This is a genomic window from Dongia deserti (assembly GCF_003574735.1).
GTDB classification, from domain to species: domain Bacteria; phylum Pseudomonadota; class Alphaproteobacteria; order Dongiales; family Dongiaceae; genus Dongia_A; species Dongia_A deserti.
This window is the reverse complement of record NZ_QORW01000002.1, coordinates 306,725-332,371: the sequence shown is the minus strand read 5'-3', so window position 1 is coordinate 332,371 and position 25,647 is coordinate 306,725. Positions and strand designations below refer to the sequence as shown.

Annotated in this window: 23 protein-coding genes; 11 read left to right on the top strand and 12 right to left on the bottom strand. The window is 64.2% G+C overall.

Annotated elements, in window-relative coordinates:
• Positions 1 to 265: 265 nt before the first annotated feature.
• Positions 266 to 1,069: a class I SAM-dependent methyltransferase gene (locus DTX69_RS04540; RefSeq protein WP_119300311.1), complete on the top strand. Its 804-nt coding sequence runs from the start codon at positions 266 to 268 to the stop codon at positions 1,067 to 1,069.
• A 59-nt stretch (positions 1,070 to 1,128) separates the two neighbouring features.
• Here the strand turns inward: DTX69_RS04540 and DTX69_RS04535 are convergent, their stop codons facing one another.
• Entirely contained in the window at positions 1,129 to 1,887 is a 759-nt protein-coding gene (locus tag DTX69_RS04535) for a hypothetical protein (protein ID WP_162916663.1), read from the bottom strand.
• A 226-nt stretch (positions 1,888 to 2,113) separates the two neighbouring features.
• The gene (locus DTX69_RS04530) at positions 2,114 to 3,091 is read right to left on the bottom strand and encodes a LysR family transcriptional regulator (protein ID WP_119300309.1); all 978 of its coding nucleotides are present in this window, start codon (positions 3,089 to 3,091) and stop codon (positions 2,114 to 2,116) included.
• A gap of 485 nt (positions 3,092 to 3,576) precedes the next feature.
• On the opposite strand from DTX69_RS04530, the gene DTX69_RS04525 reads away from it, so the two are divergent.
• The 5 genes from DTX69_RS04525 to DTX69_RS04505 all read left to right on the top strand — a co-directional run bounded on the left by DTX69_RS04525 (position 3,577) and on the right by DTX69_RS04505 (position 8,955).
• Complete coding sequence (locus tag DTX69_RS04525; protein ID WP_284735539.1) at positions 3,577 to 4,053, top strand: hypothetical protein; 477 nt, start codon at positions 3,577 to 3,579, stop codon at positions 4,051 to 4,053.
• 476 nt (positions 4,054 to 4,529) lie between these two features.
• Complete coding sequence (locus DTX69_RS04520) at positions 4,530 to 6,452, top strand: sensor histidine kinase (protein ID WP_119300308.1); 1,923 nt, start codon at positions 4,530 to 4,532, stop codon at positions 6,450 to 6,452.
• Between the two features lie 90 nt (positions 6,453 to 6,542).
• Positions 6,543 to 7,466, top strand: a complete 924-nt coding sequence (locus tag DTX69_RS04515) for a quinoprotein relay system zinc metallohydrolase 2 (RefSeq protein WP_119300307.1) — start codon at positions 6,543 to 6,545, stop codon at positions 7,464 to 7,466.
• A 5-nt stretch (positions 7,467 to 7,471) separates the two neighbouring features.
• A complete protein-coding gene (locus tag DTX69_RS04510) occupies positions 7,472 to 8,275 on the top strand; it encodes a quinoprotein dehydrogenase-associated SoxYZ-like carrier (RefSeq protein WP_162916661.1) in 804 nt (267 codons plus the stop codon).
• A 155-nt stretch (positions 8,276 to 8,430) separates the two neighbouring features.
• Entirely contained in the window at positions 8,431 to 8,955 is a 525-nt protein-coding gene (locus DTX69_RS04505) for a rhodanese-like domain-containing protein (RefSeq protein WP_162916659.1), read from the top strand.
• Positions 8,956 to 9,032: 77 nt separating this feature from the next.
• On the opposite strand, the gene DTX69_RS04500 is transcribed toward DTX69_RS04505, so the two are convergent.
• Positions 9,033 to 9,518: a GNAT family N-acetyltransferase gene (locus DTX69_RS04500; protein WP_119300304.1), complete on the bottom strand. Its 486-nt coding sequence runs from the start codon at positions 9,516 to 9,518 to the stop codon at positions 9,033 to 9,035.
• Between the two features lie 166 nt (positions 9,519 to 9,684).
• The gene (locus tag DTX69_RS04495) at positions 9,685 to 10,506 is read right to left on the bottom strand and encodes an alpha/beta fold hydrolase (protein ID WP_119300303.1); all 822 of its coding nucleotides are present in this window, start codon (positions 10,504 to 10,506) and stop codon (positions 9,685 to 9,687) included.
• Between the two features lie 127 nt (positions 10,507 to 10,633).
• On the opposite strand from DTX69_RS04495, the gene DTX69_RS04490 reads away from it, so the two are divergent.
• Positions 10,634 to 11,320, top strand: a complete 687-nt coding sequence (locus DTX69_RS04490; protein ID WP_119300302.1) for a phosphatase PAP2 family protein — start codon at positions 10,634 to 10,636, stop codon at positions 11,318 to 11,320.
• 20 nt (positions 11,321 to 11,340) lie between these two features.
• Here the strand turns inward: DTX69_RS04490 and DTX69_RS04485 are convergent, their stop codons facing one another.
• The 6 genes from DTX69_RS04485 to DTX69_RS04460 all read right to left on the bottom strand — a co-directional run bounded on the left by DTX69_RS04485 (position 11,341) and on the right by DTX69_RS04460 (position 17,978).
• A complete protein-coding gene (locus DTX69_RS04485; RefSeq protein ID WP_162916657.1) occupies positions 11,341 to 12,162 on the bottom strand; it encodes an IclR family transcriptional regulator in 822 nt (273 codons plus the stop codon).
• Between the two features lie 52 nt (positions 12,163 to 12,214).
• Positions 12,215 to 13,273 carry an ABC transporter ATP-binding protein gene (locus tag DTX69_RS04480; protein ID WP_119300300.1) on the bottom strand — a complete coding sequence of 353 codons (1,059 nt, stop codon included), beginning with the start codon at positions 13,271 to 13,273 and terminating at the stop codon, positions 12,215 to 12,217.
• Positions 13,274 to 13,291: 18 nt separating this feature from the next.
• Complete coding sequence (locus tag DTX69_RS04475; RefSeq protein WP_119300299.1) at positions 13,292 to 14,185, bottom strand: carbohydrate ABC transporter permease; 894 nt, start codon at positions 14,183 to 14,185, stop codon at positions 13,292 to 13,294.
• Positions 14,178 to 15,131 (bottom strand): carbohydrate ABC transporter permease, encoded by a 954-nt coding sequence (locus DTX69_RS04470; RefSeq protein ID WP_119300298.1) that lies wholly within the window; start codon positions 15,129 to 15,131, stop codon positions 14,178 to 14,180. The genes DTX69_RS04475 and DTX69_RS04470 overlap by 8 nt, the downstream gene beginning before the upstream one ends.
• A 65-nt stretch (positions 15,132 to 15,196) precedes the next feature.
• Entirely contained in the window at positions 15,197 to 16,534 is a 1,338-nt protein-coding gene (locus tag DTX69_RS04465) for an ABC transporter substrate-binding protein (protein WP_119300297.1), read from the bottom strand.
• A 43-nt stretch (positions 16,535 to 16,577) separates the two neighbouring features.
• Positions 16,578 to 17,978 carry an FAD-binding oxidoreductase gene (locus DTX69_RS04460; RefSeq protein ID WP_119300296.1) on the bottom strand — a complete coding sequence of 467 codons (1,401 nt, stop codon included), beginning with the start codon at positions 17,976 to 17,978 and terminating at the stop codon, positions 16,578 to 16,580.
• Positions 17,979 to 18,325: 347 nt separating this feature from the next.
• Between DTX69_RS04460 and araD the strand changes: the two genes are divergently transcribed.
• Complete coding sequence (gene araD / locus DTX69_RS04455) at positions 18,326 to 20,065, top strand: L-arabinonate dehydratase (RefSeq protein ID WP_119300295.1); 1,740 nt, start codon at positions 18,326 to 18,328, stop codon at positions 20,063 to 20,065.
• Between the two features lie 74 nt (positions 20,066 to 20,139).
• On the opposite strand, the gene DTX69_RS04450 is transcribed toward araD, so the two are convergent.
• Positions 20,140 to 21,831 carry an EAL domain-containing protein gene (locus tag DTX69_RS04450; RefSeq protein ID WP_119300294.1) on the bottom strand — a complete coding sequence of 564 codons (1,692 nt, stop codon included), beginning with the start codon at positions 21,829 to 21,831 and terminating at the stop codon, positions 20,140 to 20,142.
• 192 nt (positions 21,832 to 22,023) lie between these two features.
• Between DTX69_RS04450 and DTX69_RS04445 the strand changes: the two genes are divergently transcribed.
• From DTX69_RS04445 to DTX69_RS04435, 3 genes are all read left to right on the top strand, one after another.
• Positions 22,024 to 22,560, top strand: coding sequence for a GNAT family N-acetyltransferase (locus DTX69_RS04445; RefSeq protein ID WP_119300440.1), 537 nt, complete (start codon positions 22,024 to 22,026; stop codon positions 22,558 to 22,560).
• 63 nt (positions 22,561 to 22,623) lie between these two features.
• On the top strand, positions 22,624 to 23,928 hold the full coding sequence (locus DTX69_RS04440) for a PQQ-dependent sugar dehydrogenase (protein ID WP_284735538.1): 1,305 nt from the start codon (positions 22,624 to 22,626) through the stop codon (positions 23,926 to 23,928).
• 82 nt (positions 23,929 to 24,010) lie between these two features.
• Positions 24,011 to 24,913 (top strand): TraB/GumN family protein, encoded by a 903-nt coding sequence (locus tag DTX69_RS04435; RefSeq protein ID WP_119300292.1) that lies wholly within the window; start codon positions 24,011 to 24,013, stop codon positions 24,911 to 24,913.
• On the opposite strand, the gene DTX69_RS04430 is transcribed toward DTX69_RS04435, so the two are convergent.
• Positions 24,894 to 25,646, bottom strand: a complete 753-nt coding sequence (locus tag DTX69_RS04430; RefSeq protein WP_119300291.1) for a DUF1194 domain-containing protein — start codon at positions 25,644 to 25,646, stop codon at positions 24,894 to 24,896. The two genes, DTX69_RS04435 and DTX69_RS04430, sit on opposite strands and share 20 nt — an antisense overlap.
• Position 25,647 lies beyond the last annotated feature (1 nt).

Here is a 25,647-nt window from a genome sequence, read left to right as displayed (position 1 = left end):
AGCGAAAATCGCGTCGAGTTGAACCGCCTCGCCCCCACCCTAACCCTCCCCCGCCTCGGGGAGGGAATTACAGCTCGTTCTTCAGCGGCCATATGCGATGGCCTTGCCGTTGCGTTGTAGGCTCGATCAGACCGGTCTGTCCCGTGCGATCTCTCTCCCGCACGCTCCCTTTCATCGGCATTTGATGAGAGAATGACGCGCCTTTGAAAGCGGCCTACTAAGGGCACGCCTGCTGCGACGCGTCAACCACGTGAGGAGTTGCTCCATGTCCACCACCGCCCGTCACGATGCCTGGGCCGCCGGCGAGGCGTATGAGCGCTACATGGGGCGGTGGAGCCGCCTGGTCGCGGCGCGGTTTCTCGATTGGCTGGCGGCACCGTCCGGGACGGCGTGGCTGGATCTCGGGTGCGGCACGGGCGCGTTGACGCAGACCATCCTCGCGCGCTGCAACCCACGCTCGATCATCGGCATCGATCCGTCGGAGGGGTTCGTCGCGCATGCGCGGGCGACCACGTCCGATGACCGCGCGCGGTTCGAGGTGGGCGATGCGCAGAAGCTCACGCTGGCCGATGCGTCGGTCGATGTCGCGGCCTCCGCCCTTGTGCTCAATTTCGTGCCGGATCGCGTCGCGGCGCTGCGCGAGCTCCAGCGCGTGGTGCGGCCGGGCGGGCTTCTCTCCTTCTACGTCTGGGATTATCCGGGCGGCGGCATGGGCTTCATGACTGCGTTCTGGAAGGCAGCGATCGCGCTCGATCCGAATGCGGCGGAGCTGGGCGAAGGTGGGCGCTTCCCGTTTTGCACGCCGGAAGGTTTGGCCGCGCTTTGCGCGGAGTCGGGTCTGCCGTCGGTCACGGTCGCGCCGATCGAGATCGAGACGCGCTTTCCGTCGTTCGAGGATCTGTGGCTGCCCTTCACCTTGGGCGCCGGTCCGGCGCCGGGCTATTGCGTCAGCCTGCCCGCAGACAAGCGCGCCGCGCTGAAAGAGCGGCTGAAGAGGCAAGTCGGCGGTGACGGTCCGGTCAGTTTCGTTGCACGGGCGTGGGCTGTCTCGGTAATCAGGGATCAGTAATCAGGTATCAGAGGGTTTCGGCGCCTTCTGATCACTGATGCCTGATCCCTGATGCCTGATTACGATTCGCTCAGCAGAGTGCACCGGTCCCCAACCTGGCCGTAGCCGCGGTTGCACTCCCAGCCGTGGCCCGAATAGTCGATGTGCGCGTTCTCGGGCACCTCGACCTTCACACAGGAGGATTTCTCCCGCCTGTAGCCGCGCTCGCACTTCCAGTCGTCGCCCGACCACGTCAGATAGCCGTGCGGCGGAACATTGACCTTCACGCAGGCGTCGCCCCGCGCGAGATACCCGCGCTTGCATTCCCAGCCCGGTCCATATGCGCCATAGAGTGGATAGGCATTGTCCGGCACGACGATCTTCCAGCACGCGCCGTTCGACTGCCGGTAGCCGGGATTGCACTCCCAGCCGGGCCCATACGTGGCGTAGGTCGCATGGGCGTTCTTGGGAACATCAATGGCGACGCAGTCATCGCGCGTCTTGCGATAGCCGCGCTCGCACTCCCAGCCGTCCAGCGAGATATCGGAGAGATAGCCGTGCGCCGGGACCTTGATCTCGATGCACGTGTTCCTGACTTCGCGGAAGCCGCGCTTGCAGTTCCAGTTGCGACCTGAAGCATCCAGGTAGGCGTTCTCCGGCACCTTGATCGCGACGCACGATCCGCCTTCCTCCAGGTATCCGCGGTCGCAGTCCCAGCCGCTTCCGAATGGCGTCGGGTGCGCGTTGGGCGGAATCCCGCCGGGCTGTTCCGCGGCCATCGCGGCGCCGGTGGTCGCTCCGAGGGCGGCCGCCAGCGCCGCGGATTGGAGTGCCAGCAACGTCCGACCCATCCACCGCCTGGCGAACGGACCAATCCTCCGCCGGCAATCTGGTTGTGATGGCATATCGGTGGGATACATATACCCTCCTTTCTTGCTGTCTTCTCGCAGGTCCCAATGCGACTGCGACGACACTCGTTCCGCCGCCGCAAAGGAAAGGCGACCACGAAAGGGTGGAGATTATATGGCACTGCTGCCATGGCGCTACAACGGGACGCGAAATCGATCAGCCGCCAGCTTGCCGCTTGCGCCGTACGGGCTCCTTTGGGTTCCGCGTGCCGCTTGGTCGCGACGCAGCCCTGTCGGTCATCGCTGCCATGGCCGTTCCGCCTGTCACCGGCATGTCGATCGGCCATTCGTCGCTTTCGCTGTCCGCGACCTTGCGCAACGCACGCAGAGCGGGCTCGAGCAGCGTGCTGTCGCCGCTCGCCGAATAGAGGACGTGAACGGGGTAGGCGAACTTGGGCGCGCCGGGCACCAGGCGGAGCTGCCCCGACCTTAGATAGGGCGTCACCGTCCTTGACCGGAAGTAGCCCGATCCGCCGCACCGCAATATGTAGTTCAGGCCCAGCGGGCCGAGATCGACAAACAGCCCGGGATTGGCAAGCTCGGGAAACTTGAGATTGTGACGGGTCGAGAAGCTAGGCCCCCAATCCACGTAGACATAGTCCGACTCGTCCAGCTTCCGCTTGCCGGAAGTCGTGACGCAGACCAGCGTCTCGGTCAGGATCTCCTCGATCCGCAGGCCCGGAAGCTGCTGCGGCTGATACATCACGGCGATGTCGAGCACGCCCGCCGCCACCTGGCGCATCAACTCGTTCGGCACGCTGACTTCGGTTCGGAGCGCGATCTCCGGCGCACTGCGCTTCATCCGGACCAGCCAGTTCAACAGCAACGGATTCCAAAGGCTGAGCTCGCCGCCGATCGTCAGCAGCGCCTGCCGGCCGGTGGGGATCGCCACCTGCTGGCAGGCGCGCCGCCAGACCTGCACCAGGACCTGCGCATAGCGCAGGAACTGCTCTCCCGCGGCGGTCAGCGAGGCCCCGGCCTTGTTGCGCACGAACAGGGGACGCCCGAGCTGCGATTCGAGCAGCCGGATGCGGGCGCTCACCGTTGTCTGGCTCACGTGCAGGCGCTTAGCAGCGCGGACGAAGCTGCCGGTATTCACGATGTCGAGGAAGGTCTGGGCCAGCTGGATATCCATGGGTGCAATCTAGCAAAATTCTTGCACTAAACGACCAATAAAATTCGCTTGTCGCTGCGATTCACGCTTGTCATGCTTCAATAACAAACACGGCTGAAAACCAGAACAATCAGAACCGTGCCGAAATGATGTGCAGGGAGAGCAGATTCTGAAGAGGCGTCGGGTGACGTGGGTCACGGTGGGCCGAAACCGAAGAAAGAACCATGCGCGCCCGCCAGCGGAGAGCGCCGGCCCACCAACGATTGCTCCTTATCGATATGGAACGGATGGGGCGTAGGGCATTCCTCGCGCTATGTCCCCTGGGCCTGCCGCTGTCGCCGGAGCGAAGCACCGCTAGCGACAAACAGGTGTCGCTCTGAAGGAGCCTCGACAGCGGCAGCCACTCTCGGCGACCGAGAAGGTGGTCCGCGCGAGAAGGCGTGATGGCACGTGTGACGATCGACATTGCAGGCGGTCCGCGAAGAGCTCCAGCGCGGATGAGGCACTTGATCGATGTGGATCATTCGCAACATCGAAAGCGTGAGGACACAGAAAGGGCAGACAAAATGGCACTGGGACAACGATTTCAGGAGTATCGCGCTTCCAAGACAACCCTGTTCTGGTCGTGGGTGGCCGTTGCAGTTCTTACGGTCGTTGTCGGCTTCAACTGGGGCGGCTGGGTTACCGGCGGCACTGCGAAGGAGATGGCTCAGGACGCCCGCAGGGATCTGGCGGCGACGTTCTGCGTGCAGCGATTCCTCGCAGCACCGGATGCCGGCGCACAGCATGCCTCGCTCATGGAAACCGGCAGCTGGCAACGTGACGACTTCGTTGAGAAGGGCGGCTGGGCCAAGCTGCCCAAGATGGACCAGCCGGTTTCAGGCGTTGCCGATCTCTGTGCGGAGAAGCTTGCAGACGTCGAAGTCTCCACGAGCGCGGCGCAGTCGACGACCGGTGAGTCAAGCGACACGACCGTGCAGTAGCCAGGGATCGGTAAACCAGGGGTCAGGGATCAGGGGTGCTCCGGCGCCCTCATGACTGATCCCTGATGCCTGATCATGCGCTCGGATCCTAATGCGGACAGGGTCGAGCGCGTAGGTCACGCAGGAATTATTGCTCTCATCAGAGCCCGCGATCGGGTCTTCGGATCGACCGACTCGGCAAAGCAGTACCGACGGCGCCGCGGCGCCCTCGCCTGACGCTGGAGCGGACGAGCGGGCCGACATCACCGCCTACCCTCTCAGCCTGAAAAGCGGCGCAATCGCACATCCATAGGTCGCGCCAATCCCGCACGCCTGTTCCATTGGATATGGCGGCACCTGCCACCCTATCCGCCCGCACGTCCGCGCCTATACGAAAGAACGATGGCTAGGCCACGAGTCCCGCCCGCAATTTAAGGCCGCGTTTAGATGGAGAAACTTACCCTGGGGCGAGCAAAACCAGAATGCCAACGGGCGGCATGCGCAATCGAGCCTACATCGCGGGTTATGCCGTCATCCTTGTGGTGGCGGCGTTCGCACTGCACCACATGTGGCGCCAGCATCTCGAGACCCGGCTTCTCATTGCCGAGGACGGTATCGAGGACGCCGCCGCCCAGTTCGAGAGCCTGATCGAGAACAGCGCTGGCCACGTCACCATGCTGCGCATCTCGGCGGAAAGTCTACTGGATGACCTCGCCAGTGGCCATTTCAGCGCGGCCGGGCTCGGCCGCCACTTGCATGTCAGCGCCCACGATCATGGTTATTGCTCGGGCAAGGGACGGGATGGCCATGACGATGATGGGCTGATGAGCAGCGTCTCGGGCGCTGGACCGGTGCCGGCGCCGGGCTCCGCGCTGGGGCAGGAGGTCGAGATGTCTCTGCTGCTGGCGCCGCAATTCGCCGCGGCGGCTGAGAACATCCCGAACATGGCCTGGGCGTATTACACCTCCGCGAATCGCTTTATTGCGATGTACCCGAACGTCTCCTGTGCGGATTTCTTCTATTCCGACGACCTGCGCGCACATGAGTTCTTCAGCCTCGGCCGGCCGGAGGTGAACCCCCACCGCAGCCAGTTCTGGACCAGCGCCTATGTCGATGAAGCTGGGAAGGGACTGATGGCGACACTCGGCGCGCCGGTCTACGGCCCGGAGGGCAACTTCCGAGGCACCGTCGCCATTGACCTCACGATGGAAACGCTCTCCAGGTATGTCGCGAGCGAGGAGCTAGGCGAGGGCACGCTTCTCGTCGTGAATGCGCAGGAACAGGTGCTCGCCCACCCATCCCTGCTGATCGGCGATGTCGCGGCGGCGCCGCGCCTCGGCAACGTACTGGGTCAGTACGATGCCGGACTGCGCTACCTGGTGTTCGGCGAACACAAGGGCTTCGTAGCCCGGAAGGGCCAGCTGTTCGCCTCGCGCGCCTTGAAGGGCTCGCCCTGGCGCCTGATCTATGTCACCGATCAAGCCGCTTTGCGCTGGCAGGCGTGGAAGGACTCGGTGGTGGAAGTTGCCGGGCTCCTGCTCCTGATCCTCGTCATCGTGGCGTTCGAGACGGCGCGCCGACGTTCGGCGCAACTCAAGGTGCGCATCGCCGAGCTGGATGAGGCCAACAAGCAGGCGATGAAGGCGCGCCGCGAGGCGGACGATGCCAACCGCGCCAAGTCGATCATGCTTGCCAATGTCAGTCACGATCTGCGCACGCCACTCAACGCCATCATCGGATTCTCAGACCTGATGCAGCACCAGTTGTTCGGGTCGATGAACGAGCGCTACGTCGCCTATGCGCGCGACATTCAGATGAGCGGCGAGTTGCTGCTGAAGATCATCAACAACCTGCTCGACCTGTCGAAGGTCGAATCCGGCCAGTTCAAGCTGCAGGAAGAGGTGGTTGACATCGGAGACCTAGTGGAGAAAAGCCGCCATCTGATGGCAGACCAGGCGCTGGCCGTCGGCATCACGCTGAAGGCGCGAATCGCGCATAACCTGCCGGCGGTGAAGGCCGATCCCCGCGCCTTGCAGCGGGTGGTGCTGAACCTGCTGTCTAACGCCATCAAGTTCACCCGGCACGGCGGCTCGGTCTCGGTCGACGTGTGGTGCGATCCAAACCGCCGTGTCACCATCTCCGTCGCCGACACCGGCATTGGCATCTCCAGGAAGGACCAGGAGCACCTGTTCCAGCCCTTCTCGCGCGGCGAGTCCGCCTGGAAGGCCAATCACGAAGGCACCGGCCTTGGCCTCTCCATCGTCAAGTCGCTGGTGGAGCTGCACGGTGGCCAGGTCACCATGGAGAGCGCCGTCAGCGTCGGCACCACGGTGACGGTAACGCTGCCCCCCTCGCGCAACCAGCGGCTGGAGGCGGTGGCAACGCTGGACGGCAGCAAGCCGGAGACGGAAGCGGCGTAGCTCAGAAATCAGTGATCAGGAATCAGGTATCAGGTATCAGATGACGTGTAGGACTGTTTCTGACCTCTGATTCCTGATACCTGATCCCTGATGCTCCATCGCCGCCATCTCCTCCTCGGCGGGTTGTGCGCGTGCTGCCTGCCGCTCACGCGGACGCGCGCGTCCTCGTTCATCCTCACGGAGGTCGCGCCCGGCATCCATGTGCGGCGCGGCGTGGATGAGGACGCTTCGCCCGGGAACGCCGATGCGATCGCCAATGCCGGGTTCATCGTCGGCCAGGAGTCCGTGCTGGTGTTCGATCCGGGCGGCAGCCTCGGCGACGGCGCCGCGTTGCGGGCCATGATCCGCGAAAAGACCCAGCTGCCGATCCGCACGGTCGTGCTGAACCACGTCCATCCCGATCACATCTTCGGCGCGGGCGCGTTCCTCGAGGACAAGCCCGACTTCATCGGCCATGCACGCCTGCCGGCGGCGCTTGCGGCGCGTGGCGACTATTACAAACAGCGGCTGGAGGAGATCCTGGGCGCCGGTGCTGCCGGGCCCGTCGTCATGCCGACGCTCGACGTGGCGGACGCGGCGGAGGTCGATCTCGGCGAGCGGGTGGTGCGCCTCAAGGCCCACGGGCCGGCCCATACCGACAACGATCTCAGCGTGTTCGATGCGGAGACCGGCACCTTGTTCCCGTCGGACCTGCTGTTCGTCGGCCGTGTGCCGGCGCTCGACGGCAGCCTCAACGGCTGGCTTGCGGAACTCGAAGCGTTGAAACGCATTGGCGCTGCACGGGCCGTACCGGGCCACGGGCCGGAGCAGGTAAACTGGCCGGCCGGCGCGGCAGACTTGGAGCGCTATCTTCGCACTTTGGTCGAAGAGACGCGCCAAGCGGTCCGGGATAACATAGGGATCGAGGCGGCGGTCGAACAGGTCGCCGCCGGAGAACGCGGCCGCTGGACCCTGTTCGATGCCTATCACGGCCGCAACGTCACCCAGGCCTACAAGGAACTGGAATGGGAGTGATCAAGATGCGAAAGCTGGCGCTTTCTCTTGCTCTGCTTGGGATGTTTGGAACTCCCGCGCTGGCGGACGAGGAGGCGGAGCGCCAGGCGCATTGGGCGGAGCTGAGGGAAGCCGTGTTCGGTGATCGCGCGGCGGTCGCCGCTGCGGACCTGATCGCGCTCGAGGCACCGAAGCGCGCGCTCGACGCGGCACTCGTGCCGATCACCGTCACCACAAAGCCAGGCAGCGATGTCACCGGCCTGACCGTCGTGATCGACGACAATCCGGGACCGGTCGCGGCGAAAGTCAGCTATGGACCGCGTGGCGATGCATCGTTGCTGACGCTGCGCGTGCGGGTCAACCAGTACACCTACATGCATGCGGTGGCGGAGACGTCGGACGGGGCGCTGCATGAGACTGCGCAGTTCGTGAAGGCGGCCGGCGGTTGCTCGGCGCCGGTCGGCGCGGGAGAAGCGGAATCCCTGGCGCAGATCGGGCGCATGAAGCTGCGACTCAGCGGCGAGGTGGCGGCCGGCCAGCCGGTCGATGCGCAAGTGCTGATCCGGCATCCCAATTTCAACGGCATGCAGATGGACCAGCTGACGCGGCTCTATACGCCGATGCGCTATGTGCAGCAGGTGGAGATCACGCTCAACGACGAACGCGTGCTCAGCATGGAGAACGACATCTCGCTGGCGACCGATCCCGCCATCGGCTTCCGCTTCGTGCCGCGCGCAGAGGATCTGCCCGGCAAGCTCAAGGTCGTCGTGCGCGACAGCGACGACGCGGTGTTCGAGCAAAGCTTCGACGTGCCGGCGAGCGGCAGCTGAGCATGCAGGCCTGGTTCTTTTCCTCTCCCCCGACATGGGGGAGGGTGCGGAGGGGGAAGCCGCGCCTCGTTGTCAGACAATCTTCGCTCGCTCCCTCCACCCCAGCCCCCCAGCTTGGGGGCTTTCTGGCCACCTTCGCGACAATTGCGCTGCTGTTGCTGATCCCGCTGTGCATCGCGCGTGCCCAGGCGCAAGAGACCGTGCCCGAGCCGGCTGGCTTCTGGACCGGACCGATGGGCGGGCCGGTGCCGGCGACCATCGCCGGCGGCAGGGTGATCGAGACAGCGGGGCTCGCCGCGCTGATCGAAGAGAAGCAGCCGGTGCTGGTCGATGTCGGGCCGCTGCCGCACAAGCCGGAGACTATTGCCGCGGAAGAATGGGTGCCGCCGCCGCATCGCACGATTCCGGGGAGCGTTTGGCTGCCGGGAGCTGGCGACGGCAAGCTCACACCGAAACTCGACGACTGGTACCGCTCGTGGCTCGAGCAGCTGACGGGCGGCGATCCGTCAAAGCCGCTGGTCGTCTTCTGCCATCCCGATTGCTGGGGCAGCTGGAATGCCGCCAAGCGCGCCATCCTCTACGGCTACAGCAACGTGCACTGGTACGAGGAAGGCATCGAAGGCTGGCAGGATGCCGGCCATGAAACGCGGGTGGTGCAGCCGGAGCTGCCGCCGCGCTAACGATTGCAGCATTCCTGGATCAGACCGCGAGCGCTCCCCGCGATTCACGGCGCAAGATCATGACGCAGTAGCACGCTTCAGAGCTCGCAATACATGATGTGCAACCCGACGCGCCCCAGCGTCGGGTGTGCAAAGGCGCCGGGCACTGTGCCGACAATGCGGAAACCAAGGCGCTGGTAGATCTCGATCGCGGCGCGGTTGGAGTCTGCCACGGCGTTGAACTGCATGCCGGCAAAGCCGTGCTCCTTCGCCCAATCAAGTGCGAAGCGGCAGAGCGCAGCGCTGATGCCGCGCCCCCGTGCATCGCCGGCGACCATGAAGCTGGCGGTCGCAATATGTGCGCCAGGCCCGGGACGGTTCGGTCCCATCTTGGCGCTGCCCAGGATACGATGGCCATCGATCGCAACGACTGTCTGTCCCGGCGACCTTTCGATCCAGATATCGCGTGCCTCTTCTTCGCTCATCGCCGGATCGTATGCGAAGGTCTCCGCCGCGCGCACGATCTCCCGCACGATCGGCCAGACCTGCGGCCAGTCCGAGTTTTCAAATTGGCGAATCTCCATGTCTTAACCACAGAGCAGCGATGCGATTTGGCGCGAGGCAAATTCTTCGTTTCGTCATGGTCGTGCTTGGTCCGACCATCCATGAGTTTGCCTGCTGACGCTCGGCCTTGCCTTGATAAACTCGTGGATGGTCGGACCAAGTCCGATCATGACGATAGAATGCAACCTAGCCTTTGATGAAGGCCAGCAGGTCCTTGTTGAAGTCCTCCGCGTTGATTTGCGCGAGTCCGTGCGACAGCCCCGGGTAGACCTTGAGCGTCGCGCCTTTCACCAGCTTGGCCGATTTCATGGCCGAGGCGCCGATGGGCACGATCTGATCGTCGTCGCCGTGCGCGATCAAGGTCGGCACGCCGAACTTCTTTAGATCCTCGGTGAAGTCGGTCTCGGAGAATTGCTGGATGCAGTCATAGACCGGCTTGACGCCCGCGATCATGCCCTGGCGCCAGAACTCCTCGCGCACGCCCTCGGAGATCTTCGCACCCGGGCGGTTGTAGCCGTAGAACGGAAGCGTGAGGTCCTTGAAGAACTGCGAGCGGTCTTTGGTTACGCCGTCGCGGATGCCGTCGAACACGTTCATCGGCAGCCCGTCCGGGTTGTCGTCGGTCTTCAACATGATCGGCGGCACCGCGCCCAGGAGCACGGCTTTCGCCACCCGCCGCGTGCCGTGGCGGCCGATATAGCGCGTGACCTCGCCGCCGCCGGTCGAATGGCCGACCATCACCGCGTCCTTGATGTTGAGATGATCCAGGAGGGCCGCGAGGTCGTCGGCATAGGTATCCATATGGTTGCCGTCCCAGGTCTGGTCGGAACGCCCGTGCCCCCGCCGGTCGTGGGCGATCACGCGATAGCCATTTGTCCCGAGGAACAGCATCTGCGCGTCCCAGGCATCACTGCAGAGCGGCCAGCCATGAGAGAACACCACGGGCTGCCCCGATCCCCAATCCTTGTAGAAGATGTTCGTGCCGTCCTCAGTTTTGACGAAGCTCATGGCCAGGATCCTTTCGAGCGTGGAGAGGGGAAGGCACTCTAACCGTGCTGTGTGACGGATTACACCGTGACCTCGGTGTGGGATTGACAGGCAAAGCGTCGAGCCCTAGCCAGGGAGCGAGGACGTCATGATGGACATCAAGAAGAGCTGGCAGGCTCCGTGGACACTGGTCGCGCTTGCACTGGCTGCGCTCAGCGCGTGGGGGTTCATCGAGTTCCTGGACGACGTGCTGGAGGGCGACACGCGCGCCGTTGACGAGGCGATCATCCGCGCCTTCCGGGTGCCGGGCGATCCTGCGGACCCGATCGGTCCGGCGTGGCTGGAGGAGGCGGTGCGCGACATAACGGCACTCGGCAGCTCGCCCACCCTGGTGATCGCGGTGCTTGCGGTCGCAGGGTTCCTCATGCTGGCCAACGCGTGGAGGCCCGCGATCTTCACTCTAGCGGCGAGCGGCGGCGGGCTCATCCTCTCCTGGCTGCTCAAGGAGTTGATTGATCGGCCCAGGCCCGACCTGGTGCCGCACGGCAACATCGTTTACACCGCAAGCTTTCCCAGCGGCCATTCCATGATGTCGGCCGTCGTCTATCTGACGCTGGCCGCCCTGGTGACTCGGCTCATCGAGCGCAAGCGGCTGAAGGGCTACGCGCTTGGGGTCGCGATGATCCTGACGTTGCTGGTGGGCGTGTCGCGCGTCTATCTCGGCGTGCATTGGCCGTCGGACGTGTTGGCGGGATGGGCGGCCGGCGCGGCCTGGGCGCTCGGCTGCTGGATGATCGCGCGCTGGATCGGCCTCGGCGACGACGAAGCGCGATGACGACTTCTTGACGGCGCACGTTATCGAGGAGACGAGGGGAAAGATCGTTCCTGGAGATTGCGCGCCTGGTATGTGCGCACCGGCCAAAGGGCCGAGAGCTCATCCACCGCTGCGCGCAGCTTCGGAACGAAGCTCTCCAGTTTCGCCTCGCTGAGCCGGAAGGACGGGCCGCCGATGGAGATACAGCCGACTGGTGCGTCAGTCGAGCCATCGCGCACGACCATGGCAATGGCGGAGATGCCGGGCTCCGCCTCCTCATTGACCAGGCCGTAGCCACGTTCGCGGGCCTCGCGCAGATGCGCTGCAAGCTCCGCCGCGCTCGCAACGGCATTGGGACCAGCAGCACCGGTGAAGCCGGCGGCGGTTGCGACGCGCAGCGCCTCTTGTTCCGGCAGCGTTGCGAGCCAGGCCTTGCCCATGGCCGTGGCATGGAGTGGCACGTCATGCCCGCTCACGGGATCATAGCGGATGGAGCTGGTCGCTCCCTGGGCCCGGGCGATCCAGGTCAGTTTTTCGCCGTCCAGGACCGCGAGGCGCACCAGTTCTCCGGTCTCTTCTGCCAGCTCATCGAGGATCGGCTGATAGACATCCGACAGGCGCGTGTTGGCCAACAGCCGGATTCCCAGGGTCGCGATCGCGAGGGTCGGTTCGTATTGCTCGGTCGCCGGGTTCTGGCGCGCATAGTTGCGATTGACCAGAACGGTGAGCAGGCGGTGCGTTGCGCTCAACGGCAGATCCAGCTCTTGCGCGATGCGGCTTAGCGAAACGCCCTCGCTCATCCGCACCAGCATCTCGAGGACGGCCAGCACGCGATCGGCGGACAAGGCGGAAGAATTCGACACGGGTCAAGCCCTCCGGTCGAACCTAGCCCGGTACGGGGACGAGCGGGCAAGCCTACGCGGACAGCCGGCGTCCATCATCAGCATCGAAAAGGTGGACGACCTTCAGCTCCGGCGCAATGCGGATAGTCTCCCCAGGCTTGGCTGTGATCCGCTCGCGGAACACGCAGGTGAGTTCGTCACCGCCGGCCTTAACGATTACTTGTGTTTCGGCGCCTGTCGGTTCGACCACGACCACCTCGGCTGGGATTCCATCGCCCGCAAGATGAATGTGCTCGGGTCTCACCCCATAGATCGCGCGGCGGCCTTCGCTGGCTGCCGGCGCGTTTCCAAGCGGCAGGTGGTTGCCCTTCTCGGTCTCGAAGCTGGAGTTGCGGATGGAGCCCTTGATCATGTTCATGGCCGGTGAGCCAATGAAGCCCGCGACGAACAGATTGGCCGGCCGGTCATAGAGGTCGAGCGGTACTCCCATCTGCTCCACGATCCCGTCGTGCATCACGACGATCCTGTCGGCCATGGTCATGGCCTCGATCTGGTCGTGGGTCACGTAGATCGTAGTGGTCTTGAGTCGCTGGTGCAGCTCCTTGATCTCGGTGCGCATCTGCACGCGCAGCTTGGCGTCAAGGTTGGAGAGCGGCTCGTCGAACAGGAAGACCTGCGGGTCGCGCACGATGGCGCGGCCCATCGCCACGCGCTGGCGCTGCCCGCCGGAGAGCTGCCGAGGATAGCGCTGTAGCAGCGGGCCGAGGCCGAGGATCTGGGCCGCCCGATCAACCTTGGCCGTGATCTCCGATTTCGGAGCCTGCTTCAGCTTCAGCGAGAAGGCCATGTTGTCCGCCACGGTCATGTGGGGGTAGAGCGCGTAGTTCTGGAACACCATGGCGATGTCCCGCTCTTTGGGCGGCACGTCGTTCACGACTCGGCTGCCGATCCGGATCTGACCCTCTGAGATCTCCTCGAGCCCGGCGATCATGCGCAGCAGGGTCGATTTCCCGCAGCCCGACGGACCGACCAGGATGACGAACTCGCCGTCCCCGATGGGAATGTTCACGCCCTTGATGACGCGGACTGCGCCGAAGGACTTGGCGGCGTCAATGATGTCTACCGATGCCATGTTTCTCGGTCTCCTTGATCATTCCTTCACTGCGCCCGTCAGGCTCGACACGTAATAATCCACGAAGAATGAATAGAACAACGCCACTGGGATCGACCCGAACAACGCTCCGGCCATCAGCGCACCCCACTGATAGTCATCGCCCTGAACGAGCTGGGTCAACACCGCAACGGGCACGGTCTTCTTCTCCGAGGACTGGATGAAGGCGAGGGCGTAGATGAACTCGTTCCACGACAGGGTGAACGCGAAGATGCCGGCCGAGATGAGGCCGGGCACTGCCAACGGCAGCGTGATCTTGCGCAGGATCTGCAGCCGCGTCGCGCCGTCGATCATCGCGCATTCCTCGAGCTCGTACGGGATCGACTTGAAATAGCCGATCAGCAGCCAGGTGCAGAACGGGATCAGGAAAGTGGGATAGGTGAGGATGAGCGCGAATGGCGAATCATATAGCCCCAGCTTGAACACCATGGTCGCCAGCGGGATGAACAGGATCGACGGCGGCACCAAGTAGGCCAGATAGATCGCAAGGCCCACCCACTGGGAGCCGCGGAACCTGAGGCGCTGGATGGCATACGCCGCCAGCACGCTGGCGAAGATCGACAGCACAGTCGCGGCGATCGCGATCGACATGGTCGTGAAGAGCCACTGTGGGTACTCAGTGTCGAACAGCAGCTTCTTGACGTTGACTAGTGTCGGCGAGTGCACGAAGAAAGGGTTGTAGTCCTTGTAATTGTAGAGTTCGTGGTTCGGCTTCAGCGTCGTGATCGTCATCCAGTAGAACGGAAACAGCAGCACGACCACGAAGCAGGCGAGCGGCAGATAAATGGTCGCCACTCGACGGGGCGTCGAGTGCCAGGAGATGACACCCGTACGAGCCGGCTTGGCGGCGACTTGCTGGACGGCGTCAGTCATTGCTTTCTCCCTGCTGCCACTTGCGCCGGGCGAGACCGAAATAGCTGATCAAGGTTGCGGCGACGAGGAACGGGATCATCGCGACGGCGATGGCCGCGCCTTCGCCGAGTTGTCCGCCCGGGATGCCGCGCTGGAACGCCAGCGTCGCCATCAGATGGGTCGCGTTGTTGGGCCCGCCGCGCGTGATCGCATAGACCAGCTGGAAATCTGTGAAGGTGAAAATGACGGAGAAGGTCAGCACGACCGCCAGCACCGGCATCAGCATCGGCACGGTCACGTAGCGGAAGCGTTGCCAGCCTGTGGCGCCATCGAGCATCGCGGCCTCGTAGAGCGAGGGCGAGATCGTCTGCAACCCCGCCAGCAGGCTGATCGCGACGAAGGGAATGCCGCGCCAGACATTGGCGGCGATCAGCGACAGGCGCGCCGGCCAGGGCTCGCCCAGGAAATCGAAGTTCTGCTCGCGGATCGGGACCACGTCTTTGAAGAAATAGGAGATGATCGAGAATTGCGGATCGTAGATCCACCAGAACGCCATGGCGGACAGCACCGTCGGCACGATCCAGGGCACCAGCACGATGGCGCGGATCAGCGCCTTGAACGGCATGTATTCGTTGAGCAGCAGCGCCAGCCAAAGCCCGAGCCCGAACTTCAGAACGGTGGCGAGCGCCGTGTAGACGATGGTGTTGAAAACAGACAGCCAGAAAATCGGGTCGCGCGCCAGAGATGCGAAATTCTCCAGCCCGACGAAGAAACCGTCGCGTCCGATCTTTGTATCGGTGAAGGAGAGCCATACCCCCAGTCCCAGCGGATAGGTGAGGAAGACCGTGAGCAGCCCGACGGCGGGGAGCAGGCAGATCACGATCAGGAACGGCTTCCAGTCGAACAGGCGGGCAATCGGGCCCGGCTGAACCGACGTCTTGCCCAGACTCTCGGCAACAGAAGTCATCGTCTCTCCTCACAACACGAGGGGGAGAAACCGGCGGAGGGTATCGCCCTCCGCCGGTCCAATGGTCAGCTCTTGAAGTAGCGCTTGGCGCGGCGCTCCGCTTCGGCGGCCGCCTCTTGCGGCGTAGCCGAGCCGGTCGCGGCCGAGGCCACCATGTCGAGCATCACGTAGTCTGCCACCACGGCGGCGGAAGCTTCCGAGATCGGACCCTTGTAGGACAGCCAGAGCGCATCCTTCATGGTGTCGCGATAGACCAGGATCTTCGGGTCAGAGGACCACACCGCACTTTCCGAATAAGCCTTCAACGGCTGCGACCAGTAGCCGCTCGAGGCCGTGAGCCAGGTGTCGTACTGCTCCGCCTCCATCATGAAGGTAAGGTACGCCTTGGCGGCGTTCGGATATTCCGTGTGGCTGAAGATCATGGCGTTCACCACCAGCGCCGTGGCGGTCGGCCGGCCGACCGGGCCGATGGGCATCGGCGCGTGATAGACGTCCTCGGCCAGCTTGGCGATATTCGGATCCTCCGACTTCTTGAAGGCGTTGTACAGCGAGACGCCGTTCTGCGTCAGGCCGATCTCGCCCGCCAGCATCGCCTTGTTGTTGTTGCTGTCGAGCCAGGACTGGGTGCCAGGCACGAAGGTCTCGTAGAGCGCCTTGGCATACTCCAGCGCCTCGATCGTCTCGTTCGAGTTGATCGTGACTTTCTGGTTCTCGTCGATCATGAATCCGCCGTGGCTCCAGACCAGCCAGTGCACAAACGAGTTGCCGTCGCCGACGGCGTGGCCCAGCGCGAACCCGGCCGGATGCCCGATCTTCTTCAAGCCCTGACACAGCTTCAGGAAGCCATCGAGATCCTTTGGGAACTCGTCGAAGCCCGCTTCGTTCACCCAGCTCTTGCGGTAGACGGCGGGGCCGCCGGTGCCACCGAAGGGGATGGCAACCCACGTGTCGGTGCCGAACTTCTTGCCGTAGAGCTCCGACAGCGGGTACCAGCCGCCATACTTCTTGCCGAGATAGTCGGCGATGTCGGTGATATCGACCAGCTTGTCCGAATAGAGGTGCGGGTCGTCGGTCCAGCCGAGCACGACATCGGGACCGGCGCCTGTATTGGCGGTCACGGCAGTCTGCGGCCGCAGGTCTTCCCAGGCCTGGTAGTCGACCCTGACGTCGATGCCGGTCGTGTCCGTGAACTTCTTGGTGTTCTTGTTGAAATATTCCTCATCCGCCGGCACGAATTTAGCCGGGCGCAGGACGCGCAGCGACGCGCCATCCTCGATCTCGAACTTCGGCGCCGGGACGTCGGCGACGGGAACGGCAGCTTTCGCGAAGCGACCGAGCGGCGACAGCACGGCGGCCGCGCCCAGGCCGAGGGCGATGGAATCGCGACGGGTAAACTTGGTCATGGCGTCTCCTCCTTGCGTAAAGTACTTGTTGTTGGGTGGTTCCTCACAGCACTTTGCCTGGGTTGAGCAGGTTGAGCGGGTCAATGGCACGCTTCAGGATGTGCATCAGCTGGATCTCCTCCTTGGACCGCGCGTAGGCGAGCCACGGCTTCTTCAGCGTCCCGATCCCGTGTTCCGCCGACACCGTGCCGCCGAATTCGCGCACGAGTCCATAGACGATTGCTTCGATGTCGGCCTTCGGCTGCGGCGAGCGGCCCGGCACGCTGGCGACAATGTGCATGTTGCCATCGCCGATATGGCCGAAGAACAGGGCGATGCATCCGGGCAGCGCCGCCTCAAGCGCCTTGCGGCAGGCGCGAGCGTACCGATCCATGTCCCCCACCGGCAAGCCAATGTCGAAGGAAAGATGCGGGCCGAGATATTTGCCGACTTCGCCCGATGCGTCGCGCACACCCCAGAAGGCGGCGATATCCGCCAGGGACTGCGCGACAGCGCCGTCCTCGATGATCTCGTCCTCGACCAGGCTCTCGAGCCAACTCTGGAAGCGTCCGCGATCGCTTTCGTCGCTGCCCTGGGCCTCGGCCAGGACGTAGAAGCCGTGTGCACCGCTCAAGGGATGGCGCACGCCCGCGATCTTCTGGGTCGCGACGTTCCAGTAATCCGGCCACATGACCTCGAACGCCGAGAGCAGGGGGCCAAGCCTGCCGCGCGCCGCCGTCAACAGGGCCAGGACCTTGTCGAAGTCGGCGAGGCCGCACATCGCGGCCATGGTGCAGGCGGGCTTCGGAAACAGCCTGAGGACGATGCGGGTGATGATGCCGAGGGTCCCCTCAGATCCGATGAACAGGTGTTTCAGGTCATAGCCGGCATTGTTCTTGATCATCTTATTGAGGCTGGTCATCACCGTGCCGTCGGGCAGCACGACTTCCAACCCCAGGACCATGTCCCGCGCCATGCCGTAGCGGATGACGCGGTTGCCGCCGGCATTGGTCGAGAGATTGCCGCCGATCGCGCAGGAGCCTCGCGCGCCGAGATCGAGCGGGCAGAAGAATCCCGCTTCTTCAGCCGCGCGCTGCACCGTTTCCAGCGGCGTGCCTGCGCGCACGATCATGGTGGCGGCAGAGGGGTCGATCTCCTCGATGCCGGTCAGGCGCTCCAGCGACAGGGCGATGGCTTGCGAATCCGGCTGAGCGCCGCCGCACAATCCGGTCAGGCCACCCTGCGGCACGATGGGGACGCGATGGGCGCTGGCGATCCTGACCGCGGCGGCGACGCCCGCTGTATCGACCGGGCGGACGACAGCAAGCGGCCGGACCGGCCCCTGACCGCTCCAGTCCGAGAGATTGCGCGCTGGGACTTCCGGCCCAGCCAGCACGACGGTGTCGCCAAATGTATTGCGCAACGCCGCGAGGCAAGCCTCGCCAGCATCGAGTGCCACGGCCACTCATAGCCTCCCAGTACTGTATGCCGGCCGGGTGAAATGGCCGGTCGCCTTCCTAGATTTTAGGGGCTTGCACCCTACTCCCCGCCGATGCGAAGCTATCTGGAAAGTCTTTCCAAGATGGATGCACGTAATGACAGCGCTGTCAAGTCCAAGCTTCCAGCCGCCGGTCTTAGGCTTCTAAGGATAGGTCTTTTTCCGGAGTCCGCAAACGCCCTCAATCGGCTCGGGCATAAACACAGCAGGCGCAGATTGGTTCGGCGCCTGCATGAAAATTGGAATCCGGTCGCGCGCCGTGCAAGGTTCGGGCGCAATGAGTTTCGCGATCAGTTTCTGGGAGGAAGCCCGCTATGTCCCCGTCACGCAAGTCACCGAACGAGCTCAGGAGCGCGCGCTGGTTCGCGCCGGATGATTTGCGCGGCTTCAGCCACCGATCGCGCTTCATGCAAATGGGCTACGCACCGGAAGATTGGCGCGGGCGGCCGGTGGTGGCAATCATCAACACCTGGTCCGACATCAACCCCTGCCACGCGCATTTCAAGAACCGCGTCGAGGACATCAAGCGCGGCGTCCTGCAGGCTGGCGGCCTGCCGATCGAGCTGCCGGCGCTTTCTCTGGCGGAAACCTATGTGAAGCCGACCACGATGCTCTATCGCAACATGCTGGCGATGGAGGTGGAGGAACTGCTGCGCTGCCATCCGGTCGACGGCGCCGTGCTGATGGGCGGTTGCGACAAAACCACGCCAGCTTTGCTGATGGGCGCCACCAGCGCCGGCCTGCCGGCAATCTATGTGCCGGCCGGGCCGATGCTGCGCGGCAATTGGAAAGGGGCGGTGCTGGGCTCCGGCTCGGATGTCTGGAAATACTGGGACGAGCGGCGCGCCGGCACCATCACGGCAGAGGAGTGGACCGGTGTCGAAGGCGGCATCGCGCGCAGCGATGGTCATTGCATGACCATGGGAACGGCCAGCACCATGACCGCGATCGCGGAGGCGATCGGCATGACGCTGCCCGGCGCCTCCTCGATTCCAGCCGCCGATGCCAACCACCCGCGCATGTGTGCCGCTGCCGGACGGCGCATTGTCGACATGATCTGGGAGGATCTGACTCCGGTGCACATCCAGACGCGCACCGCCTATGAGAATGCGATCAAGGTCGCGATGGCGATGGGCTGCTCCACCAACGCCATCATCCATGTCATCGCGATGGCACGCCGCGCCGGCTGTGACATCGGCCTTGCAGATTTCGAAGCGGCCAGCCGGGCCGTGCCGGTGATCGCCAATGTCCGTCCGAGCGGCGACCGCTATCTGATGGAGGATTTCTTCTATGCAGGCGGCCTCAGGGCGCTGATGAGCCGCCTGCGCGACCGGCTCAATCTTGCTGCTCTCACGGTCACAGGGCGCTCTCTGGGAGAGACCATTGCCGGTGCTGAGATCCACAACGAGGACGTCATCCGCTCGCTCGACAACCCGATCTATGCCGAAGGCGCGCTTGCTGTGCTCAAAGGCAACCTAGCGCCGGACGGCTGCGTCATGAAGCCCAGCGCGTGCGAGCCGCGGCTGCGGCAACATGCGGGACCGGCGATCGTGTTTGACGATTATCCGTCGATGAAGGCGGCGGTTGATCGCGACGATCTCGAGGTCACGCCGGACCATGTGATGGTTCTGCGGAACGCGGGTCCGCAGGGTGGGCCCGGCATGCCGGAATGGGGCATGCTCCCGATCCCGAAGAAGCTGTTGAAGCAGGGCGTGCGCGACATGGTGCGCATCTCCGACGCGCGGATGAGCGGCACCTCCTATGGCGCCTGCATCCTGCACGTTGCGCCGGAAGCCTATGTCGGCGGGCCGCTCGCTCTGGCGCGGACGGGCGACATCATCTCCGTCGACGTTCCGCAGCGACGTATCGATCTCCAGATCACGGCGGAGGAGTTGGCGCGCCGCAAGGCGGCCTGGTCAGCGCCGCCCGCCCGCTACGAGCGTGGCTACGGCTGGATGTTCGCCCAGCACATCCAGCAAGCGAACGAGGGCTGCGACTTCGATTTCTTGCGCGCGGGGTTCGGTCGCCCGGTCGAGGAACCCGCGATCTTCTGAGCACACCGCGTTCGAGAGGTCTAGTGGCGAAAGAGCGCGCGACGAGGGGCCTCGCGCAGACCTTGCGCGCTGGATCAGCCCCACATTTCCTTGGCGCCCATGCGCTTGCCGAACCGAGCGGGGGCTGGCGGCGGAATCTCGGCCGCCGGGCGGCCATAGAGCCAACCTTGGCCCAGATCGACGCCGAGATCGAGGAGGATACGGTGCTGATCCTCCTTCTCCACCATTTCCGCGACGGTGCGGATGCCGAGGCATTTGCAGGTGGTGAGCACGCCTTCCACGATCGCGCGCTCGCGCAGGGAATCGTGGATGTTGCGAATGTAGACGCCGTCGATCTTCACCAGGTCGACATGCAGTTGCTGCAGATAAGGCAGGGACGAGGCACCGGCGCCAAAATCGTCGAGGCAGACGGCGTGGCCGCGAGCACGCAGGCGATCCACTGACTTGGCGGCGCGGCCCAGATCCTCGAGCTTCGCCGATTCCGTCACTTCTACCATCAGCTTCTTGCGATCCTCGCCCAGGCGCTCAGTGACGCGCTCGAACATCGCCATAAAGCTGTCATTCAGCAGCGACTTGGCCGACATGTTCACGGCCAGGCATAGGTGATGCTTTTTACCGTTTGCTTCCATGATCCGGCGGATCGCGCCGTTGGTGACCGCGAGGTCGAGCTCATGGACGATGTTGATCTCTTCGGCGAACTTCACGTCCTCGAACGGCGAGCGGCCGTTCGGCAGGCGCAGCAGCACCTCGTAGTGATGTTGATATCGGTCCACGAGGCTGACGATCGGCTGGTAGTGCAGCGTGATCTTCTGCTCGTGGATGAGGTCGCGCATGGAGACGACGCGGGTCAGGATCTCCGCCGTCTTCTTGCGCAGGTATTCATCGGCCGAGCCGGATTCCATGCCGGCCGTGCCTTCGGTCGTGAACTTGCCGACGATGTAGGTCAGGATACCGTCGACATCCTCCTCGCTCAGCGAGTTGCCGTGGAAGCGGACCGTCGTTTCCTGAAGATTCAGCGCCTTCTCATCGAGGTTGTAGCTCTGGCCGGCCTTGGCGATGGCATCGGCGATGGCGGCCGGGCTTTCGCTCTCCAGGTGCGTGACGCTGAACTTGCCATCGCCGACCCGGCCGGCGGACTCGTGATCGATGGCATGCAGCTTCAGCTGCGCGCCGATCTCGCCCAGCAGCGCTTCGGAGCGCTCGGCGCCCAGCATCTTCTTCAGCTCCGCCTCGCCGCAGATTTCGATCAAGGTGAGGCAGGCGGCCTTGCCCGACTTGCGGGCGAGCTTCACGGCGTCGGTCGCCGCCTGGGTGAACTCGACCGCTTCCAGCAGGCCGGTGACCCGGTCGCGCTGGCGCACCGCGCCAGGCTCAGCGGCCGTGATCTGGGCGCGCACAATGGACAAAAAGAAACGTTCATCTGACTTGTCGAAGGCACGGTAGATGCAGGCTTCGACTGTGCGCTGCAAATCGGGCTCGGCGGCGCTCTGATGCAGGGCGAGCTTCAGGCCGCGCCGGCGCTGGCCGGGTCCTAGGCCGCGCAGCGACGCGGTCAACAGCACCGAATCCTGATCTGCTAGAATTTTCGTAAAAGGCTTCCCAACCAGGGCATCCGCCTCGACGTCCAGGATCGACTTGACCGCGCCGCCGACCCAGAGGACATGACTGCCGCGATCCAGCTCGAGCAGGAGATCCGCATTGGCGAACGCGAAGCCGACGAACCGGTCTCGTTCTTCGCGCAGTCGGTCGGAAATGGTTGCGGCCATACTTCCTCGGGGTCGTGCAGATGAAGCGATGTAGCCAGGTGGAAGTGTCTCAGGAAGTCTTGAGCCACGCGCTTAAGATCGCGTTAAGATGCGACGCGGATGGACCGGTCCCATCTGGGACAGCTACATAGATGTATGTAGGCTCGCCTTTGGAATCGGCCATCCAGCCCTTTTTCGGGAATGGAAGCGCCAATGACGGCTCACCAGCTTCAAATCCGCACCGCGCGCTTGGACGAATTGGCGGCGCTCCATGCGCTCATGGACCTGGCGATCGACGAATTGCTGAAGCCGTTCCTGAGCGAGGCGGAGATCGCATCCAGCCGCACCATCATGGGCCTCGATACCCAGCTGGTGGAGGACGGCACCTATTTCGTGGTGGAGCAGAATGGAGCGCTCGCCGGCTGCGGCGGCTGGAGCCGGCGCGCCACCATGTATGGCGGCGACGTTTCGCCGGGGCGCGATCCCGCGGTGCTCGACCCGGCCAAGGATGCCGCGCGAGTGCGTGCCATGTACACGCATCCTGACTTTGTGCGGCGCGGCGTCGGGCGCTTGATCCTGGCGACGTGCGAGGAGGCGGCGCGAGCCGAAGGTTTCACCCGCGCCGAGTTGGTGTCCACCATGGCTGGCCTGCCGCTCTATCGGGCCTGTGGCTATCAGGTGGTCGAGCGCTTCAGCGACGATCGCGGCGGTATGCCAGTGCCGCTGGCACGTATGGTCAAGGTCCTGTGAGCGGCGGAACTTCGTCGTGCTTCCAGGCGTTCGAGGGAGGTGATGCGGAGCTCGAGAGTGCTCATGCCGACGATCCTGTCCCTCCTGCTCGCCGCGTGCGGCGAGACGGCCAAGCTGCCGCCCGAGGCCGGCATGGGGCCCAATCCCACCCTGCCCGAGCCGAACCAGACGTTGATCCCGACGCTCAAGATCGCCCCAGCCATTGGCTGGCCGGAAGGCGGCAAGCCGGTTCCAGCGGAGGGGCTCGCAGTCAACGCCCTGACGAGCGGCCTCGATCACCCGCGCTGGCTCCATGTGCTGCCCAACGGCGACGTGCTGGTCGCGGAGACCAATGCGCCGCCGCGGGAAGAATCCGATAGCGGCATCAAGGGCTGGATCACCGGCCTCGTGCTCGGCCGCGCCGGGGCAGCGGTGCCCAGCGCCAATCGCATCACCCTGCTGCGCGATTCGGACAAGGATGGAGTTGCCGAGACGCGCACCATCTTCCTCGAAGATCTCAACTCGCCCTTCGGCATGGCACTGATCGGCGAGGATTTCTACGTCGCCAACACGGATGCGATCCTGCGCTTCCCCTATGAAGACGGCGCGACCGAGATCACTGCAGAGGGAGAGAAGATTGCGGATCTGCCCGCCGGTCCACTCAACCATCATTGGACCAAAAACCTGATCGCCAGCCCTGACGGCAAGCGGCTCTATGCCACCGTCGGGTCCAATTCCAATGTGGGCGAGAACGGCCTGGACCGCGAATATCAGCGCGCCGCGATCCTCGAAATCGACCTCGCGACGCGCAAGGTGCGCGTGTTCGCGTCCGGCCTGCGCAATCCGGTGGGCATGGCGTGGGAGAGGGAGACCGGCGCCTTATGGACGGCGGTGAATGAGCGCGACGAGCTCGGCAGCGATCTGGTGCCGGACTACATGACCGCGGTGAAAGAAGGCGGCTTCTATGGCTGGCCGTATTCTTATTTCGGCCAGCACGTGGACGATCGCGTGAAGCCGCAGCGCCCGGACCTGGTGGCGCAGGCGATCGTGCCGGACTATGCGCTCGGCAATCACACCGCCTCGCTCGGCCTCGCCTTCTCCGAAGGCACGCTGTTGCCGGAGAATTTGAGCGAAGGGGCCTTCATTGGGCAGCACGGATCGTGGAATCGCAATCCGCACGCCGGCTACAAGGTGATCTTCGTGCCGTTCAAGGACGGCCGTCCCTCCGGCATGCCGGTCGATGTCCTGACCGGCTTTCTGAGCGAGGATGGAGACGCGTTCGGTCGGCCGGTCGGCGTCGCCATCGACCGCACGGGCGCGCTGCTGGTTGCCGATGACGTCGGCAACGTGGTCTGGCGCGTCGTGCCGGAGGCCGCAGCCGGGCAGTAGTAACCAGCGTAAGACTCACTTAAGAAGAGCGGTAGGATAATCTCGCCGTCGTCGCTCAGCGCGATGACCTGGGGAAGAGGCCATGCGAACAAAGCTCTTGCTGGGACTTCGCGCCGCGCGTCGCGGGCTGCTGACGATCGGAGCCGCTGCGGCCCTGATGCTGCACCAGCCTGCGCCGTCCTCAGCTGACCCTGCCATGTGGGTCGTGAAAGATGAGGATTCCACGCTTTATCTATTCGGAACCTTTCATCTTATAAGGCCGGAAACGAAATGGCGGTCAGACAAGATCGACGCCGCTTTTCAGGACAGCGAAGAACTGTGGCTGGAGGCGAGCGAAGGTGGCGACGTGACTGCGGTGCAGGCCTTGGTCCTCAAGCACGGAATGGATCCAGCCCATCCATTATCAAGCAAGCTTAGCTCGGAGGACTGGGCCAAGGTGCGCGCCGCGGCGAAGCATGCCGGCCTACCTGCCGGTATGCTCAATGGGATGCGTCCATGGATGGCGGCGCTCACCATCGCAGTCGTGCCGGTGGTCAGGGAAGGCTATGATCCCAAGCTGGGCGCCGACAGGCAGCTCGAGGCGGCTGCACGGACATCGAAGAAAATCGTCAAGACGTTCGAGACGCCAGAGCAACAGTTGCTGGTCTTCGCCTCGCTGCCAGAGCAATCGGAGATCGCATTCCTGCTGCAGATGGTCGAAGAGGTGGCGGAGGGCAAGGAATACGTGGATCGAATGGCTGACGCTTGGCTTGCCGGCAACACGGGCGAGCTCGAAGCCATGACGCTGACCAAGATGAAGTCCGACGCGCCGGAACTCTATGAGACCATGTTCGTCCGGCGGAACATGGATTGGAGCGACAAGATCGCGGCCATGATGAAGGGTTCCGGCACCAGCTTCATCGCGGTGGGTGCGGGGCATCTGATCGGCGAGCACAGCGTGCAGTCGATCCTCACGCGGCGCGGGTTCACTGTGACGCCGTATTGACCGGCAGTGCGAATGTGTCCGCCGCCGGCTGCAGGGCGATGTCATAGATGAACTTGCGTGCCAGCACCTCCGCCATCTCCGCCGGCTCGCGAACGGATAGCAGGAACGCGCCGGGTCCGCCGATGACATGGCTGCGATAATAGGCCATCAGGACGGGATCAATGCCCAGGACCACGCCATTGATCGTGGCACTTTCGGCGATGACGCGGTCGCGCGCGGCGCGCGGACCTTCGCCCACATTGTCCCAACCGTTGCCGATCACGTTGATCACGGACCGCTTCGCGGCATACGGCGCAGTCAGGAGCAGGACGGCCGCATGATCGATTGCGCCGGACAGGTCGGTCAGGTGCGGGGCGTAGGCAGGGCTCGGCAGGTCGGACGCCTTGAACGCGCCGAACGCCGATCGCAGCCCGTCGGATGCGGCGGCCGCATCTTCCGCAGTCGCGATGGCGGTCCAAGAAACAAGCTCCGGGAACGCTCCATCGCGCCAGGCGAACACGGCGAAGCCGACCCTGCCATGGCGGCCGGCACGAATCGCGCGCAGGACGTCCGGCGCAACGATGGCAGCCGCCATACCTTCGACCTCGACCGCCGTCGCGCCGGGGTCGATCGAATCGGAAACGTCGATCGCAGTGACGATGTTGACGTCGGTGACAAGCTCACCCGCGGCTGCGTCCTCTTGCCCGAGGACGCAGCCCAGCACGATGATCGCAAGCCAGCCTAGCGGGCGCACA